Origin of the sequence: Serratia sp. PF-27 (genome assembly GCF_030053255.1) — a bacterium.
Classification (GTDB): Bacteria; Pseudomonadota; Gammaproteobacteria; order Enterobacterales; family Enterobacteriaceae; genus Serratia; species Serratia bockelmannii.
Window position 1 is genome coordinate 248,990 of the sequence record NZ_JASGBT010000015.1, and the last position, 15,317, is coordinate 264,306.

The following is a 15,317-nucleotide window of genomic DNA, read 5'->3' on the forward strand; positions in this document are numbered from 1 at the left end:
CGCATTGTGCTTGGCGCTCCGGCCGATGACCAGTGAATCTTTAGCAAACTGCGGCATAGGCGGGGCGGCGAGCGCCCCGGCGGGGGTTATTGCGGCGTCAACACCCGGCGCGTGCGGCCGGAGCTGAGGTAGTCGGCGATATAATCCTGCGAGATTTCGCCGCTGTAGCGGCCGTCTTCATCGACGATCGGCATCCAGGAGGTGTTGTGCTCGTACAGTTTCGACAGCACCACGCGCAGGTTCTCCTCCGCACGGGCGGTGACGCGGAAACGGTGCAGGCTGTCGGCGCAGACCCCGGGCGCGCCGCGCGCCTCACGGCGTTTGACGTATCCCAACGGTTTGCCGTCGGCATCCACCACCGTCACCGAGCGGGCGTCGATATCGTCCATCAGACCGAACGCTTCCACTAGCGGCGTCTCCCGGCGCACCGTCACCGTTTCCTGTTGATCGGCCACGTCGCCGGCCTGCACCAACAGCAGGCGCTTCAGCGTGCGATCCTGGCCGACAAAGGACGCGACGAAGTCGTTCGCCGGCCGCGCCAGCAGCTCATCGGCGCTGGCGTTCTGCACGATTTTGCCCTGGCGGAACACCGCGATGCGATCGCCGAGCTTCAGCGCTTCGTCGATGTCGTGGCTGACCAGCATCACGGTCTTTTTCAGCTGGCGCTGCATGTCGAGAAACTCGTTCTGGATGGTTTCGCGGTTGATCGGGTCTACCGCGCCGAAGGGCTCATCCATCAGCAGCACCGGCGGATCGGCGGCCAGCGCGCGGATCACGCCGATGCGCTGTTGCTGCCCGCCGGACATCTCTTTCGGGTAGCGGTGCAAAAAGCGCTTGGGATCCAGCGCCACCATGCTCATCAGCTCCTCGGCGCGATCGTGGCAGCGTTTTTTGTCCCAACCCAGCATGCGCGGCACTACGGTGATGTTCTCCTCGATGGTCATGTTGGGGAACAGACCGATCTGCTGGATGACGTAGCCGATTTTGCGGCGCAGGCTGACGGTATCCAGCGCGCTGGTGTCCTCGCCGTTGATCAGAATGGTGCCGCCGGTGGGTTCGATCAGGCGGTTGATCATCTTCAGCGTGGTGGGTTTTGCCGCAGCCGGAAGGGCCGAGCAGCACGCAGATTTCACCTTCCGGCACGTCCAGATTGATGTTGTCGACGGCGTTGAACGGTGTGCCGTTCTTCTGCATGAACTGTTTGGTCAGATTTTCCAATTTAATCATGAGCGGATCCCCTTGGGCGTTAGCGCAATTTGCAAGCGGTGCAATAACCAATCGAGAACGATCGCCAGCAGGCTGATCATCACGGCGCCGGTAATCAACTGGCGGATGTCGCTGCTGCTGATGCCGTTGAGCAGCAGCAGGCCAAGGCCGCCGGCGCCGATCACCGCGGCTATCGCCATCACGCCGATATTCATCACCACGGCGGTGCGAATGCCGCCGAAAATCACCGGCAGTGCCACCGGGATCTCTACCCAGCGCAGGCGTTGCCAGAACGTCATGCCGATGCCGCGGCCGGCTTCGCGCAGCCCGCCGGGCAGGTTGTCGAGCGCGGTGTGGGTATTGCGCACGATCGGCAGCAGCGAGTAGAGGAACACCGCGGTGATCGCCGGTACGTAGCCAATGCCGTGGCCGATTAAGGAAAACAGCGGGATCATCAGCCCGAACAGGGCGATGGAGGGCACGGTCAGCACCAGCGTGGCCAGGCTCAGCACCGGCGTCGCCAACCATTTGTGGCGGACAATCAGCACGCCGAGCGGTACGCCGATCAGGATCGCCAGGCCGACGGCGACGCCGACCAGCAGCAGGTGTTCCAGCGTCAAGCCGGCGATATAGGCCCAGTTTTGCCAGGCGTAAAGTAAGGTATTCATCATGTCTCCTAAATCAGGCCGCGCTGCTTGAGGAACGCGTCGGCGACCTGTTGCGGCGTCTGGTAGTCGATATCTACCTTGGCGTTAAGCTCGGTGATGACCTGGTTATTGAACTGTTTCGACAGCGTGTTCAGCGCCGCTTCCAGCCCCGGCGTGTTTTGCAACACGTCGGCGCGCACCACCGGCGTGACCGCATAACTCGGGAAATAGCCTTTGTCGTCTTCCAGCACCTGCAGATCGAAGCCTTTCACCCGGCCGTCGGTGGTGTACACCAGCCCGGCGTCGACGAAGCCGTCGCGAATGGCGTTGTAGACCAGGCCGGGGTCCATCTGGCGGATTTGCGGGCGATCGAGCGGCATGTCGTACAGCGCCTGCATCGGCTTCAGGCCGTCCGAGCGGCCGGCGAACTCCAGATCCAGCCCCAGCAGCCAGTTGTGTTTAGGGTCGGTTTTACGCACCTGCTCCACTTTGGCCACCAGCTGCGACATCGTGCGGATCTGCTCTTTTTCCGCGCGCTGTCGCTGCATGGCGAAGGCGTAGGTGTTGTTCATGTCCGCCGGCTGCAGCCAAACCAGCCCGAGTTTGGCGTCGAGCTTTTTCACCGTGTCGTAGGTTTCCTGCGGCGACATGCGCTTATTGATGTGGTTAAAGATGATCAGCGAGGTGCCGGTGTATTCCCAGGTCATGTCGATCTGTTTGTTGATCATCGCGTTGCGGGTGATCACCGTGGCCAGATTGGTCTTGGGTTCGACCTGAAAACCTTTGGCCCGCAGGTATTGCACGGTGATTGCCGACAGAATGCGCTGTTCGGTAAAGTTCTTGCTCGCCAGCGTCAGCGGGGCGGCCCAGGCGGCCGCGCCGGTCATCAGCAAGGAGAACAGCAGCGCGTGGCGGAGTGGTTGTAACCATTGAGTCATCGCGTTTCTCCCGTCAAGATGCGGTATGAGGGCTGAGCCGGCGACCGAGACCGGCCAGCGCCAGATCGAGCAGCAGGGCGATCAGCGCGGTGGCGGCGGCGCCGAGGATCAACGTCGGGAAGTCGTTCAGGTAGATGCCGGGGAAGATCAGCTCGCCGTAGCTGCTGGCACCGATTAAAAACGCCAGCGGCGCGGTGCCGACGTTAATCGCCATCGCAATGCGTATCCCGGCGAAGATCACCGGCAGGGCGTTGGGCAGTTCGACCTGCCGCAGCCGCTGTCCGGCGGTCATGCCAATGCCGTTGGCGGCCTCGACCAGCGCCGGCGGCACCGAACGCAGGCCGGCATAGGTATTGCGCACGATGGGCAGCAGCGAGGCGAGGAACAGTGCCACCACCGCCGGCCGATCGCCGATGCCGATGATTACCATCGCCAGCGCCAGCACCGCCAGCGGCGGCAGGGTGTTGCCGACGTTGAAGATCTGCATCACGTGTTCCGCCCAGCGGCGGGCAAAGGGGCGGCTCAGCAGGATGCCGCTGGGAATGCCGACCAGCAGCGACAGCAGCATGGAGCAGGCCACCAGGAACATGTGTTGCTGGCCGAGATAGATCAAATCTTCCCGGCGCGACTTGAGGGTGTCCCAACCGATGCCGTAAACCAGCAGCGCGATGACGGCGATAAACAGCAGGCTCCCGAGGAGCAGGCGCCGGTATGGCGCTGACTTGTGCATGATGTTGCGTCCTCCGTTGCGCGGAGCGGCCGACGAGACGGCGCATTCCGCTCTGATTGTTACCCACGGCCCGGCGGGCGTGGCGGTACAAAACGGGCGTTTCGCATGAGGTTAGCGACATTGAGCGAAGGGTGCGTTCGGCACAGCGTGCTGAACGTAGGCTCAATACGTGAGTTAATCAGCATAAGATACTGATATTTAAACCCAAGAAAGCACGAAGCCCAAAGGCGTCGGCTAGGGAAGGTATAGCACCCTGTCGTTGGTCGTGCCAAGTTTTATGAACAAAATCAGGTGATTGAGTTTACGCCGATCTGCGCCTCAGCCCGCGTCAGCGCTGGGATTCATGGAAAGTGAAAAAAATCCGCTGCATAACGTTACGCCGTAACAATGAGTCGCAAATGGTGCGATTCGCCGCCGGCAAAGACAGGATGTGAGGGCGGATAGACTCGGCGCAGGCGCTTGCTGATATACTCAGAGAAAATAAAAACGCCAGGAAAGCTGCATAACGCCATGACAAATAACGTTTCACCCGCACCCATCGCCCACCGGCCGCTGATTCTGATCGCCTGTATGCTGGCGATGTTCATGTCGGCAATCGAAGCCACCATCGTCGCCACCGCCATGCCCACCATTATCGGCGATCTCGGCGGCTTCTCGCTGCTGGGGTGGGTATTCGCGGTCTATTTGCTGGCGCAGGCGATCACCATCCCCATCTACGGGCGGCTGGCGGATCTCTACGGCCGCAAGCGGGTGTTCTTCTTCGGCGCCACGCTGTTCCTGCTGGGATCGGTGCTGTGCGGCTTCGCCCCCGACATGTATTGGCTGATCGGCTTTCGTCTGCTGCAGGGGTTGGGCGCCGGCGCCATCATGCCGATCGCGTCCACCATCATCGGCGACATCTACAGCGCCACCGAGCGGCCGAAGGTGATGGGCTACCTGTCGAGCGTATGGGGCGTGTCGGCGATCATCGGCCCGCTGTTGGGGGCGTTTATCGTCCAGCATCTGCCGTGGGCGCTGGTGTTCTGGGTTAACCTGCCGATCGGCCTGCTGGCGATGTTCTTCCTCTGGCGCTATCTGCCGGCGCATCAGCAGCTGCGGCGGCACGCGCTGGATCTGGCGGGCACCGCCTGGCTGACGCTGTTCGTTTCGGCGCTGCTATTGGCGCTGTTGCAGATGGAAAGTCTGGGATGGTGGGTGGCGCCGCTGTTTGCGCTGGCGGCGGCGTCGCTGGCGCTGCTTGTCCGCCAGGAGCGGCGTGCGGTCGAACCGTTGTTCCCGCTGGCGCTGTGGCAAAGCCGGGTGATCATCGCCGGCAACATCGGCGGGCTGGTGATCGGTGCGGCGATGATGGGCATCAGCGCTTTCCTGCCCACCTTCATTCAGGGCGTGATGGGCGGCTCGCCGCTGGAGGCGGGCACCACGCTGGCCCTGATGTCGATCGGTTGGCCGCTGGCCAGCACGCTGAGCGGCCGTTTGATGCTGATGACCTCGTATCGCGCCACGGCGCTGCTGGGGGCGCTGCTGTTGGTGGCAGGCGGCCTGATATTGCTGCTGTTGCAGCCGGCGGGCGGCCTGCAGTGGGGCCGGGTGGCGGCGTTTATGGTCGGCGCCGGTATGGGGTTGTGCAACACCACGTTTCTGGTTTCGGTGCAGAACGCGGCGCATTACAGCATTCGCGGCATCGCCACCGCCTGTACCGTGTTTACCCGCATGGTGGGCTCGGCCATCGGCACCGCTATTCTGGGCGCGACGCTGAATCTCAACTTGCAGTGGCGTTTGCCGGAGATTGACGATCCGGTGCAGCGTCTGATGGAACCGGCGGTGCGCCAGAGCATGGGGAGCGAGGCGTTGGCGCAGCTGACCCAGCAGGTGGCGGCTTCGCTGCATTGGGTATTTCTGGTGTCGGCGCTGGTGTCGTTGCTGGCGCTGGCGGCGGCGATGCTGATCCCGGCGCGTTGTCGGCCGCAGGGCGAAGAAGAAGAGGCGGAGCAGGCGTAAGGGAGAAGGAAAGGGCGCTGCTGCAGAGCGCCCGGGATAGCCGGTGTGGCTTACTGCGTGTTGGAGGTATCCTGGCTGGTGCCGGTCTGCGCCGCGTCACCGCGATCGTCGCCGTTGTTCAGGCGGGTATAGACGATCTTCTGGGTGTCGTTTTCGCAGTGGCCGACCACCTGGCCACCCGCTTGATCGGCCTGATCGTTGGGCACGATCTCCAGTTTGAAGCCGGACTCCGGCACGCCGTTATTGACGATTTTTTGCGAAATGTCCGCTTTCACGCTTTCGCAGGAGGCCAGTGCCGCCAGCGGGGCGCCGGCCAGCAACACAGCGGTTAATATCAGCGTTTTTTTCATCACGTCATCCTTTTAGACAATGGACTTCCTGTAACAGGATAGCAGCAACGGCGACCGGGTTTCACGCTTGCCCGCCCGCCGCAGGCGGATTAAGGATTAATCCGACGGCCGGTCTGGCGATCCAGGCATTTACGGGTGTCCGGTTCCCAGTAGGCGTTGACGTTGTTGCTGTCGTTGCAACGGTCTTCGTCATCCGCGGCGCGATCGGCCTTGTCGAACTCTTTCTCGACGCGAGTGTTAACCTTGTGGCGCAGGGTTTTGGTATCATTCCACTGCTCTTTGCTCTGGCGCGCTTCTTCGGTGCTCATCGCGCCGCTGCCTTTGCCATCGACGGTGACGCAGGTGCTGCCCTGAGTGCAGGTGGCGGCCAGCGCCGGCGCCTGCCAGGCGCCCATAACGGCCAGCATGGCGACCGGCAGCATCCCGCGCAGCAGTCGTTGGGTCGAAAATGTTTTCATCGTTTCATCCTTATGAGTGAGTGCGCCTGATGATGGCGGCACTGGCGTTACCTCGCCCGCAGGCGTGGTGACAAATATACCACTGCGTTCCTGGAATTCACCAGCCAAGCGCCGATTCGTTTACTTTATCGAGAGAAAACTGCGACCGATGTTAAAAACCACGCTGTTGTTTTTCGCCACTGCACTCGCCGAAATTATCGGCTGTTTCCTGCCTTACCTGTGGCTCAAGAAGCAGGGCAGCGCCTGGCTGCTGCTGCCGGCGGCATTAAGCCTGATGCTGTTTGTCTGGCTGTTGACACTGCATCCGGCGGCCAGCGGGCGAGTCTACGCGGCCTATGGCGGCGTGTATGTGGCGACGGCGCTGCTGTGGCTGCGGGTGGTGGATGGGGTGAAGCTGTCTGCGCTGGACTGGGTGGGCGCCGGGGTGGCGCTGGTGGGCATGCTGATCATCGTTTCCGGCTGGCGCGCGGCCTGAGGAAACAGGGCGGGAGTCGCCTCCCGCCGCCAGGGATCAGGCGCCGCGGTGGATGTTCAGCCCGGCGAAGGACTGGCTGACCGGCATCATTTCCAGCGTGTTGATGTTGACGCGCGCCGGCAACGTGGCGACCCAGAACACCGACTCGGCGATGTCTTCCGGCGTCAGCGCATCGGCGCCTTCGTAGGTTTTATTGACCTTGCCGTCATCGCCCTTGAAGCGCACGTTGGAAAACTCGGTGCCGCCCACCAGGCCCGGCTCGATATCGGTCACGCGGATGCGCGTGCCGTGCAGATCGGCACGCAGGCCCAGGCTGAACTGTTTGACGAACGCCTTGGTGGCGCCGTACACGTTGCCGCCGGCGTAAGGCCAGTTGGCGGCGGTGGAGCCGATGTTGATCACATGGCCGACGTTGCGTTCGACCATGGCCGGCAGCAGCGCGCGCGTCATGTTCACCAGCCCTTTGGCGTTGGTGTCAATCATGGTTTCCCAGTCATCGGCGTTGGCCTTGTGCGCCGGCTCCAGCCCCAGCGCCAGCCCGGCGTTGTTCACCAGCACGTCGATCTGACGCAGCTCGGCCGGCAGTGCCTCGATCGCCTGTTGAATGGCGGCGCGGTTGCGCACGTCGAGCCGCACGATGTGCAGCGCTTGCCCTAATTCGTCCTGCAGCTCTTCGAGACGCTCAAGGCGGCGCCCGGCGGCGATCACCTGGTGGCCTTCACGGATAAAACGGCGCGCAATGGCTTCGCCGAAACCGGAGGTGGCGCCGGTAACAAAAATAATCATGTTGCTGTTCCTCAACTGTTTTTACCCTACATGCCTCTATCATTAGCACAAACCCGCAGGCAGTGGCAGCGGTTATCACGGCGGAAAGCAAAAAAGGTCACACCGGGCCGGCGGCCCGATGCTGATTAGCGCTGAGGCGGTAAGTGGTACACTACGGCGTCATACTTGACGCGTTCGCAACGGCCGGCCAGCACGCCGCCCAGCGACTCGACGAGGCGGCGGCTGGCGGTATTCTGTTCGGCCACCGGGTAGATAAGGTGCTGCGGCTGAAAGCGTTCGCTGACCCAGCGCGCGATGCTCTCAACGATTTCGCGGCCGTAACCCTGGCCATGCAGGCTCTCTTTGACCCAGATGCCCAGCTCCGGGGTGTGGCTGCGCAGGTTGTGTGCGCCGCCGACGCCGACGAACTCTCGGTCTTCGCGCCGGCGGGCGACGAAGATCACTTCTTCGCCTTCGCGCATCAGCGGCAGCCAGCCTTGCCAGACGTTGGCGAAATCTTCCGGTGACGCTTCCGGCTCAAAGGTCATAAAGCGCGTCAGAGTGGGGGTGATCGCCTGGTAAACATCGTCGGCGTCTGCTGCGGTAAAGGGGGCAATCAACAAACGGTCGGTGTCCACGCGGCACTGAGAAAGGTCATTATGATTCATCTTATTCCCTCGCTTTTCAGGCCAGAACGGCAAAAAATCCGCGCCCATAAATCGGGGCGGATCGTCGATACTACGCGTATTGGCGTCAGAAGCGACTTATTTTTCGCCGTTGCGGCGGCGCGGAGGAGCGGTTTTATGTGACATCGTCACGTTGATGGGAAAGGCGGCGGGCACGGTTAACCGCACCCGCCGCTGAAGATCAGAACTTCACCGAACCTTGCAGATAGATCGTGCGCGGCTGGCCGATGTACAGACCTTTGTTGTTGTCGTCATAGGCGCGGGTGAAATACTCGTGGTTGAACAGGTTTTTCACCCCGACGCCCAGATTCAGACCGGCCATTTCCGGGCCGAAATCATAGGCGGCGCGCACGCCCCACAGCATATAGCCGGGAATGCGGCCGGTGCTGCCGTCGGCGCTTTCCGCCACGGTGTTGGCGTTGTCGGCGAACTGGCTGGACTGGAACTCGCCGTTAAGGTTAAACGCCCAGTTGCCCGGCGTGTAGTCCAGCCCCAGCGTGCCTTTATGCTTCGGTGAGAACGGCACCTGATTGCCCTTGTAGCCGCCGTCTTCGCGGATGGTGGCGTTGACGTAGGCGTAGCTGGCGTAGGCGGTCAGGTCGTCCAGTTTCGGCGTCAGCTGCGACAGATCGTAACGCAGGCTGCCTTCCAGCCCGGCGTGGCGGGTTTTGCCGCGCGCGGTCACGCTGTCGGTCACCTGGTTGGAGTCGTACTGGTTGTTGAAGTTGATCAGGAACAGCCCGATCTCGCCGGTCAGCGCATCGCCGGCGTAGCGGGTGCCCAGCTCCCAGGTGCGCGCCTTCTCCGGTTCAATCTTGCCGCTGTCGACCGCTTTGCCCATCTGGCTGTACTGTACGGTGCCGAAGGAGCCTTCGGTGTTGGCGTACAGGTTCCAGTATTCGTTCAGGTGATACATCACGTTCAACGCCGGCAGCGGCGCGTTATAGCTAACGTCGAGGCGGTTGTTCTTGATGTAGTTGTTCTGATACGACTTGATGTACTCGTAGCGCATGCCCGGCGTGATAGTCCAGTCGCCGATGTCGATGCGATCGTCGATATAGAAGGCGTGCGCCTCGGTGCCGGACTGGGTGTCGCGATCGTACGGGCTGGCGGTGGACGGCAGCCTGCCGGTGCTGGCCTTGCTGGTGTAGCGCAGCTCGTGGGTGGATTCGCTGACGTAGCGGTAGCCGACGCCGACCTCATGCGCCGAATCGCCCCAGCGGAAGCTCTGGCTGTAGCGCGGTTCCACGCCGCGCACCCAGTATTCGCGCGGCGACAGCGTCAGGTTTTTGCCCTGATCCAGATAGCCGCTGCGCAGGGTGTAGGTGTAAAAGCTCTGCACGTCGAACTTATGCTGTTGATCCGGCTGATACTGATAGCCGAAGTTGGCCAACTGGCGGCGGCCCCAGAACTTGTCGTACGGGCGCGTCGACTGGAATGGGTTGGCGTTGTAGTCCGCCCGGCTCAGGCCGCCCGGCATGTCCGCTTCGCCTTCGTAGTATTGCAGCAGGCTGTTGAAGGTGTGCACCTCGTTCGGGGCGTAGCGGCTTTTCAGCATCACGTCGTCAATCTTGGTCGCGCTGTGCTCGCGCCAGTCGCTGCCGCGGGTGCCGGAGTAGAGCAGCGCCGCGCCGAAGCCGTTGTCGGCGGTGCCGCCGATCATCAGGTTGCCGGTGCCTTTCGGGTGATCCTGGCGCGAGGTCGGGCTGAGCTGCCCCTGCATGCCGGCCTCCATGCCGAAGGTTTTCGGGATGGCGCGGGTGACGAAGTTAACCACGCCGCCGACGCTCTGCGGCCCGTAGCGCACCGCGCCGCCGCCGCGCACCACGTCAATCGCATCCATATTGCCGAGCGAGACCGGCGCCAGCGACAGCTGCGGCTGGCCGTAAGGGGCGAAGGGCACTGGGATGCCGTCCATCAGCACGGTGGAGCGGCTGGCGAGGCGCGGATTGAGGCCGCGAATGCCGAAGTTCAGCGCCATGTCATGGCTGCCGGTGCCGTTGTTCTCCGGCGCCACTACGCCCGGCACGCGGTTCAACGCTTCACGCACGGTGGTGGTGCCGGTTTTGACGAAGTCTTCGCGGCGCACTACGTCGCGTGCACCGGGATGTTCGAACACGTCGATCTGGCGGCCTTCCGCCAACCAGTCGCCGACCACGGTGATGTCCTCTTCTTTCTGCGGCTGCGGCAGTTTGGCCAGCGTGTAGCCGTTGTTGCCGAGCGCTTTAGCCTGCAGGCCGCTGCCCGCCAGCAGGGCGTTCAGGCCGTCATCGACGCCGTAGCTGCCGCTCAGGCCCGGCGAACGTTTACCGGCGGTCAGTGCGCCGTCCACCGAGAGCGCGATGCCGGCGCGCGCGGCGAACGCATTCAGCGCGCCGTCCAGCTCACCGGCCGGAATGTGATAGGCGGCAGCGGCGCTGGCGGCGCTCGCCATCTGCGGTGCAGCGAAGACCAGGCCAATGGCCACGGCCAGCGGCGTGGCCCGTTTTCCCCAAAGCGAAGCCGGAGCGACCTTTCCCCAAGCGTTGTTCATACCTTCTCCTGAATCATTTTTTATTTATTGCTGCAGTGTTTTCCTGGGAGTCGGATGAGCGAAGCAAAAGGGACAATCAAGAATGCGATTTTTTATCATTTTTATTTAAAAAGATTCAGGCGGGGACGATTTGCAGCCAATAGCGGGTAAAGCTCTGCAGGCGCACCGGCAGGGTCTGGCTGAGCAGGGCGAGGGCGCGATCGGTATCGTTGAGCGGGAAACTGCCGCTGACGCGCAGGCCGGCGATGGCCGGATCGCAGCTCAGGTGGCCGCGCCGGTAGCGCGCCAGTTCGGCGATCACCCGGTCCAGCCGCCACTGGCTGACGCTCAACACGCCGCGCAGCCAGCCGTCCTCCGTCGTGGCCGGTTGTTTGTCGCTGAAGGCCGTGGTGCTGAAGCTGATCTGTTCTCCGGCGTTCACCCGGCGCTTTTGTTGCGCGTTTTGCGCCAGCTGCGCCTCGACCGCGTGTTCCAGCACCGTCAGGCGCGTCTCGCCGCCGCTCTCACGCACCAAAAAGCGGGTGCCGAGCGCGCGCATCGCCCCCTGCGGACTTTGTACCCACAGCGGCCGGGGATCGCGTCCGGTCACCAGGCTGATTTCTCCGGCGTGCAAGCGGATCAACCGTTGGCGATCGTCGTAATGCACGTCTACCGCGCTGGCGGTGTTCAACACCAGCTGGGTGCCGTCGCTTAACACAATGGGTTTGATTTCGCCGGTGGCGGTGCGGTAGTCGGCGCGCAGCTCCCGGCCGAGCGGCGACTGGTAGAAGAATCCGCCGCCGCCCACGCCGAGCAGCAACAGCAGACTCTTCAGCAGGGTGCGGCGCTCGATCGCCGACTGGCGGTCGGCGCGATCGAGCGCACGGTAGCTGAACTTGCCCGGCACGCCCTGCAACTGACTCTGCAGCGCTTCGACGCGCTGCCAGGCCCAGCGGTGATCGTCATGCTGCTGGTGCCAGGCTTGCCATTGTTGGCGCTGGCGTTCGGTGACGTGCTCATCGCACAGCAGGGCATACCAGTGTGCGGCCATTTTCAGCGCCTGGCGCTGCTCGGGGGTGATGGCGTTGCTCATGAATAAATGTCGTTTTCGAGGCTGAACAGCAGGCAATGCTCGGTGGCCTTGGCCATGTATTTTTTAACCGAACTGACCGACACGCCAAGGCGCGCGGCGATGTCCGCATAGCCCAGACCTTCGAGCTGCGACAACAGAAAGGCCTGTTTTACCTTCGGCCCCAGGCCATCGAGCATGGCGTCGATCTGCTGCAGGCTTTCCAGCAGGCTCTGGCGCTGCTCCGGCGACGGGGCGTAGCCTTCCGGGATCAGCGCCAGCATCTCCAGATAGGCGCGTTCCAGCGTTCTGCGGCGGAACAGATCGACCATCACCCGCTTGGCGACGGTGACCAGAAAATCTTTCGGCTCGCGCAGGGTCGCCGCGGCGTCGCTTTTCAGCAGGCGCATGAAGGTGTCCTGCGCCACATCGTCCGCGTCGAACGCGCAGCCCAGCCGCCTGCGCAACCATCCCTGCAACCAGGCATGATGGGTGGCGTAAAGGCGCGACAGCGCGGTGTGCGGGGCGGAAGCGGTGGCGGACATGGTTTTCGCATTGCTGGTCAAAAAGATGCGCGGATGATAATTGAGAATGGTTATCGTTTCAAGTTTGTCGGGTGGCCTGCGGAATGGGCCAGACCGCTTTGCATCGTGTTGGAATAAACGTCACGGCCGCGAAATTATCCGCTTGCCCAATAAAGGTGCAGCGGCGCGGTGTTATTTCGGCAAGCAAACGGTTGCTATTCGTCTGCCGTTGAAGACCGCCACGCGTTTTATTCTTTTTTATCGGTTGGTTTTCTTTGGTTGAATTAGTATCACTCTGTTTTTGAATAAAAATATATTTTATGACCGCCTATTGGCACACGGCTTGCTATGCTTAATCCGGTCTTTATGTTTGGGTAAAAAAGGCCTTGTTTCATCATCGCAAGTTATTACGCGGGTGAGCTTGGCCGGCCGTCACAAGGAAGAAAATAATGGCACTGCAATTCACCACGGCTATTCGTGGCAATTTTTTTGATATCGCCTCCTGTGTGGAGGCGCCGCAACAGCTCGAGGAACGCCTGCGGCATGTTCCCGACGGTTTGCTGCTGCTGGACGACGGCGTCATCGTCTGGTTCGGCAGCTGGCAGCAGGGCGAGGCGCTGCTGCCACCGGGCTTCGCGGTCACGGAGTATCGCGACAAACCGATCGTACCGGGGTTTATCGATACCCATATCCACTATCCGCAAACCGAAATGATTGGCGCCTATGGCGATCAACTGCTGGACTGGTTAAACAATTACACCTTCCCGACCGAAAGCCGTTACGGCTGCGAGCAGCACGCCGATGCGATGTCGGCCTTCTTTCTGCGGGAGTTGTTGAGCAACGGCACTACCACCGCGCTGGTGTTCGGCACCGTGCATCCGCAGTCGGTCGATACGCTGTTCAGCCAGGCGGCAGCGCTGAACATGCGCCTGATCGCCGGTAAGGTGATGATGGATCGCCATGCGCCGGAGGCGCTGCTGGAAACGCCGGAGCAGAGTTACCGCCAAACGCGTGAACTGATCGAACGCTGGCACGGCAAAGGCCGCCTCGGTTACGCCATTACGCCGCGCTTTGCGCCCACCAGTACGCCGGCGTTGCTGGCGCAGGTGCAGCGGCTGCGCGAAGAATTCCCCGACGTTTGGCTGCAGACGCACCTGAGCGAGAATCCGCAGGAAGTGGCCTGGGTAAAAGCGCTGTTCCCGCAGAGCCAAAGCTATCTGGACGTTTACCACCGCTACGGCATGACCGGCAGCAAAAGCGTGTTCGCCCACTGCCTGCACCTGGAGGAGCAGGAGTGGGACTGCCTGTGCGAGACCCGCTCGGCAATCGCCTTTTGCCCCACCTCCAACCTGTTTCTCGGCAGCGGGCTGTTTGACCTGCAGCAGGCCTGGCGCAAGCGGGTGAAGCTCGGTATCGGCACCGACGTAGGGGCCGGCACCACCTTCAATATGCTACGCACGCTGGGTGAGGCGTACAAGGTCGGCCAACTGCAGCATTACCGGCTCGCCGCCGTAGAAGCGTTCTATCATGCCACCCTGGGCGGTGCCCGCGCGCTGTCGCTGGACGACAAAATCGGCAACTTCAACGTCGGCAAAGAGGCGGATTTCGTGGTGCTCGATCCGGCGGTCACGCCGCTGCAGCAGTTGCGCTACGCCAACAGCGCCACGTCTGCGGAGCAAGGGTTCGTGCTGATGACCCTGGGAGACGATCGCAACATTTATCGCACCTATGTGAATGGTAAGGTGGTTTATGAGGCGTCGCGCTGACACAGCCGCGCCTGCAGCCAAACGCTGAGCGGTGCGACGGCGACGGCACTCAGCGCGCACAGCCATAACAGACGTTGCAAACTGAGCGGGGTGAGGCCGCCGCTCAGCAGCGTGGAGGAGAGCAAGAAGGCCACCGTGGCGCTCAGGTGTATCAGGGCGGTTTGCAGTACGCCGAAGGCGGCGCGTTGCCGATTGTCCGGCCAGCGCATGCTCAGGGAAGAGATCGCCACCAGCCGCGCATAGGCCGCCGCGAGAAACGCGACCATGAACAGTTCACCGCGATCGCCACCGCGCGCCGCCAGCCACAGGCTGCCTAGCAGCAACAGCGTGGCGCCCACCGTCAGCGTCACGGCACCAAAGCGTTGCAGCCAGCGGCCTGCCAGCACTGTCGCCAGATAACCCGCCACGCCGCCGATGAAAAATAGCCAGGACAAATGCGCGTCTACCACCTGTAACCGCTGGGTGAGCAGCGGCGCCAGCACCGGGATCAGCAGCATTGGGCTGAACTGCGTCAGGCCGGCGGCGGCGGCGAACAGCAACAACCGGCGATCGAGCGTGACGGGCGCGGCAGCCTGTGGCTGCGGCGCATCCCTGGGAACGAACAGCGCCACCAACACCGCCGCCAGCAGACACAGCCCGCCGATAGCCGCCAGCGCAACGCGCCAGCTTGCCACTTCGCACAGGTACAGCATGCCCGGCATGCCGACAATGCTCAGCAGCGAAAAAGACGCGATCACCGTCGCCAGCATTCTGCCGTGCAGCGCGGCCGGCGCGGCGTTGAGCAGCAAGCCGATCCCGACGCCCATCGTGGTGCCGCCCAACAGCCCGGCCAGCAGCCGCAGCGCTAACAGCCAGTAAAACTGCTGGGTTGTGGCGATCAATAAGGTGGTTACGGCCAGTAGCGTGACATTGAGCATCAGAAAGCGCTGCTTCTCAACGCCGCCGATCCAGAAAAATGCGCCGATGCCGGAAATCACGGCCGCCAGCGTATAGGCCGCGCTGACATAGCCGGCGAAGCTGACGGGTACGGAAAAATCGGCGGCCATATAGAGGAATATCGGGTTGAATACCATGTATTCCAGTGCGTTGGTGAACTGAATAAAGGCGATGACCAGCGCTATCGCCGTCAGCTTTCTCGTGGGTGTCATAAGCATCTATCGGTTGCAGAGTCAGGCCGGCAGTGTAGCGCTTGG

At 62.3% G+C, this 15,317-nt stretch carries 15 protein-coding genes and 1 pseudogene; 4 read left to right on the plus strand and 12 right to left on the minus strand.

The annotated features are described in order from the left end of the window. Nucleotides 1-86 precede the first annotated feature (86 nt). The 4 genes and pseudogenes from osmV to QMZ29_RS06180 all read right to left on the minus strand — a co-directional run bounded on the left by osmV (nt 87) and on the right by QMZ29_RS06180 (nt 3,521). Nucleotides 87-1,227, minus strand: a pseudogene (osmV, locus tag QMZ29_RS06165) (osmoprotectant ABC transporter ATP-binding protein OsmV). Further along, the gene (osmW, locus tag QMZ29_RS06170) at nt 1,224-1,874 is read right to left on the minus strand and encodes an osmoprotectant ABC transporter permease OsmW (RefSeq protein WP_015377782.1); all 651 of its coding nucleotides are present in this window, start codon (nt 1,872-1,874) and stop codon (nt 1,224-1,226) included. The pseudogene osmV and the gene osmW overlap by 4 nt, the downstream one beginning before the upstream one ends. Before the next feature lie 8 nt (nt 1,875-1,882). After that, on the minus strand, nt 1,883-2,740 hold the full coding sequence (locus QMZ29_RS06175) for a glycine betaine ABC transporter substrate-binding protein (protein ID WP_173888958.1): 858 nt from the start codon (nt 2,738-2,740) through the stop codon (nt 1,883-1,885). 64 nt (nt 2,741-2,804) lie between these two features. Next, nucleotides 2,805-3,521: an ABC transporter permease gene (locus QMZ29_RS06180; RefSeq protein WP_033642986.1), complete on the minus strand. Its 717-nt coding sequence runs from the start codon at nt 3,519-3,521 to the stop codon at nt 2,805-2,807. Between the two features lie 510 nt (nt 3,522-4,031). Between QMZ29_RS06180 and QMZ29_RS06185 the strand changes: the two genes are divergently transcribed. Beyond that, complete coding sequence (locus QMZ29_RS06185) at nt 4,032-5,519, plus strand: MDR family MFS transporter (protein WP_261425904.1); 1,488 nt, start codon at nt 4,032-4,034, stop codon at nt 5,517-5,519. Nucleotides 5,520-5,569: 50 nt separating this feature from the next. Here the strand turns inward: QMZ29_RS06185 and QMZ29_RS06190 are convergent, their stop codons facing one another. After that, nucleotides 5,570-5,869 (minus strand): DUF1161 domain-containing protein, encoded by a 300-nt coding sequence (locus QMZ29_RS06190; RefSeq protein ID WP_019455911.1) that lies wholly within the window; start codon nt 5,867-5,869, stop codon nt 5,570-5,572. Nucleotides 5,870-5,958: 89 nt separating this feature from the next. Next, nucleotides 5,959-6,327 (minus strand): DUF1283 family protein, encoded by a 369-nt coding sequence (locus QMZ29_RS06195; protein WP_019455910.1) that lies wholly within the window; start codon nt 6,325-6,327, stop codon nt 5,959-5,961. Nucleotides 6,328-6,475: 148 nt separating this feature from the next. Between QMZ29_RS06195 and QMZ29_RS06200 the strand changes: the two genes are divergently transcribed. Beyond that, the gene (locus QMZ29_RS06200) at nt 6,476-6,802 is read left to right on the plus strand and encodes a YnfA family protein (protein WP_025302721.1); all 327 of its coding nucleotides are present in this window, start codon (nt 6,476-6,478) and stop codon (nt 6,800-6,802) included. 36 nt (nt 6,803-6,838) lie between these two features. Here the strand turns inward: QMZ29_RS06200 and ydfG are convergent, their stop codons facing one another. From ydfG to fecI, 5 genes are all read right to left on the minus strand, one after another. Next, entirely contained in the window at nt 6,839-7,588 is a 750-nt protein-coding gene (ydfG, locus tag QMZ29_RS06205; protein ID WP_025302722.1) for a bifunctional NADP-dependent 3-hydroxy acid dehydrogenase/3-hydroxypropionate dehydrogenase YdfG, read from the minus strand. Between the two features lie 125 nt (nt 7,589-7,713). After that, nucleotides 7,714-8,235 (minus strand): GNAT family N-acetyltransferase, encoded by a 522-nt coding sequence (locus tag QMZ29_RS06210; protein ID WP_025302723.1) that lies wholly within the window; start codon nt 8,233-8,235, stop codon nt 7,714-7,716. A gap of 199 nt (nt 8,236-8,434) precedes the next feature. Further along, nucleotides 8,435-10,786 (minus strand): TonB-dependent Fe(3+) dicitrate receptor FecA, encoded by a 2,352-nt coding sequence (fecA, locus tag QMZ29_RS06215; RefSeq protein WP_141997970.1) that lies wholly within the window; start codon nt 10,784-10,786, stop codon nt 8,435-8,437. Between the two features lie 115 nt (nt 10,787-10,901). After that, nucleotides 10,902-11,858, minus strand: coding sequence for a ferric citrate uptake sigma factor regulator FecR (gene fecR / locus QMZ29_RS06220; RefSeq protein ID WP_261425912.1), 957 nt, complete (start codon nt 11,856-11,858; stop codon nt 10,902-10,904). Next, complete coding sequence (fecI, locus tag QMZ29_RS06225; RefSeq protein ID WP_141997974.1) at nt 11,855-12,379, minus strand: ferric citrate uptake sigma factor FecI; 525 nt, start codon at nt 12,377-12,379, stop codon at nt 11,855-11,857. The genes fecR and fecI overlap by 4 nt, the downstream gene beginning before the upstream one ends. A gap of 46 nt (nt 12,380-12,425) precedes the next feature. Here fecI and QMZ29_RS06230 point away from each other — a divergent pair, with 46 nt between their 5' ends. After that, on the plus strand, nt 12,426-12,641 hold the full coding sequence (locus tag QMZ29_RS06230) for a hypothetical protein (protein WP_141997976.1): 216 nt from the start codon (nt 12,426-12,428) through the stop codon (nt 12,639-12,641). A 166-nt stretch (nt 12,642-12,807) separates the two neighbouring features. After that, on the plus strand, nt 12,808-14,124 hold the full coding sequence (gene guaD / locus QMZ29_RS06235; protein ID WP_141997978.1) for a guanine deaminase: 1,317 nt from the start codon (nt 12,808-12,810) through the stop codon (nt 14,122-14,124). Here guaD and QMZ29_RS06240 read toward each other — a convergent pair. After that, the gene (locus tag QMZ29_RS06240; protein ID WP_261425914.1) at nt 14,106-15,272 is read right to left on the minus strand and encodes an MFS transporter; all 1,167 of its coding nucleotides are present in this window, start codon (nt 15,270-15,272) and stop codon (nt 14,106-14,108) included. The genes guaD and QMZ29_RS06240 overlap by 19 nt on opposite strands. Nucleotides 15,273-15,317 lie beyond the last annotated feature (45 nt).

Excerpts from the sequence above, each read along its gene's own strand:
- fecI (WP_141997974.1), bottom strand. The coding sequence starts at position 12,379 with ATGTCCGCCACCGCTTCCGCCCCGCACACCGCGCTGTCGCGCCTTTAC.
- QMZ29_RS06210 (WP_025302723.1), bottom strand. The coding sequence starts at position 8,235 with ATGAATCATAATGACCTTTCTCAGTGCCGCGTGGACACCGACCGTTTG.
- guaD (WP_141997978.1), top strand. The coding sequence starts at position 12,808 with ATGGCACTGCAATTCACCACGGCTATTCGTGGCAATTTTTTTGATATC.
- QMZ29_RS06240 (WP_261425914.1), bottom strand. The coding sequence starts at position 15,272 with ATGACACCCACGAGAAAGCTGACGGCGATAGCGCTGGTCATCGCCTTT.
- QMZ29_RS06190 (WP_019455911.1), bottom strand. The coding sequence starts at position 5,869 with ATGAAAAAAACGCTGATATTAACCGCTGTGTTGCTGGCCGGCGCCCCG.
- QMZ29_RS06195 (WP_019455910.1), bottom strand. The coding sequence starts at position 6,327 with ATGAAAACATTTTCGACCCAACGACTGCTGCGCGGGATGCTGCCGGTC.
- ydfG (WP_025302722.1), bottom strand. The coding sequence starts at position 7,588 with ATGATTATTTTTGTTACCGGCGCCACCTCCGGTTTCGGCGAAGCCATT.
- QMZ29_RS06185 (WP_261425904.1), top strand. The coding sequence starts at position 4,032 with ATGACAAATAACGTTTCACCCGCACCCATCGCCCACCGGCCGCTGATT.
- osmW (WP_015377782.1), bottom strand. The coding sequence starts at position 1,874 with ATGAATACCTTACTTTACGCCTGGCAAAACTGGGCCTATATCGCCGGC.
- QMZ29_RS06180 (WP_033642986.1), bottom strand. The coding sequence starts at position 3,521 with ATGCACAAGTCAGCGCCATACCGGCGCCTGCTCCTCGGGAGCCTGCTG.
- QMZ29_RS06200 (WP_025302721.1), top strand. The coding sequence starts at position 6,476 with ATGTTAAAAACCACGCTGTTGTTTTTCGCCACTGCACTCGCCGAAATT.
- QMZ29_RS06230 (WP_141997976.1), top strand. The coding sequence starts at position 12,426 with ATGGTTATCGTTTCAAGTTTGTCGGGTGGCCTGCGGAATGGGCCAGAC.
- QMZ29_RS06175 (WP_173888958.1), bottom strand. The coding sequence starts at position 2,740 with ATGACCGGCGCGGCCGCCTGGGCCGCCCCGCTGACGCTGGCGAGCAAG.
- fecA (WP_141997970.1), bottom strand. The coding sequence starts at position 10,786 with ATGAACAACGCTTGGGGAAAGGTCGCTCCGGCTTCGCTTTGGGGAAAA.
- fecR (WP_261425912.1), bottom strand. The coding sequence starts at position 11,858 with ATGAGCAACGCCATCACCCCCGAGCAGCGCCAGGCGCTGAAAATGGCC.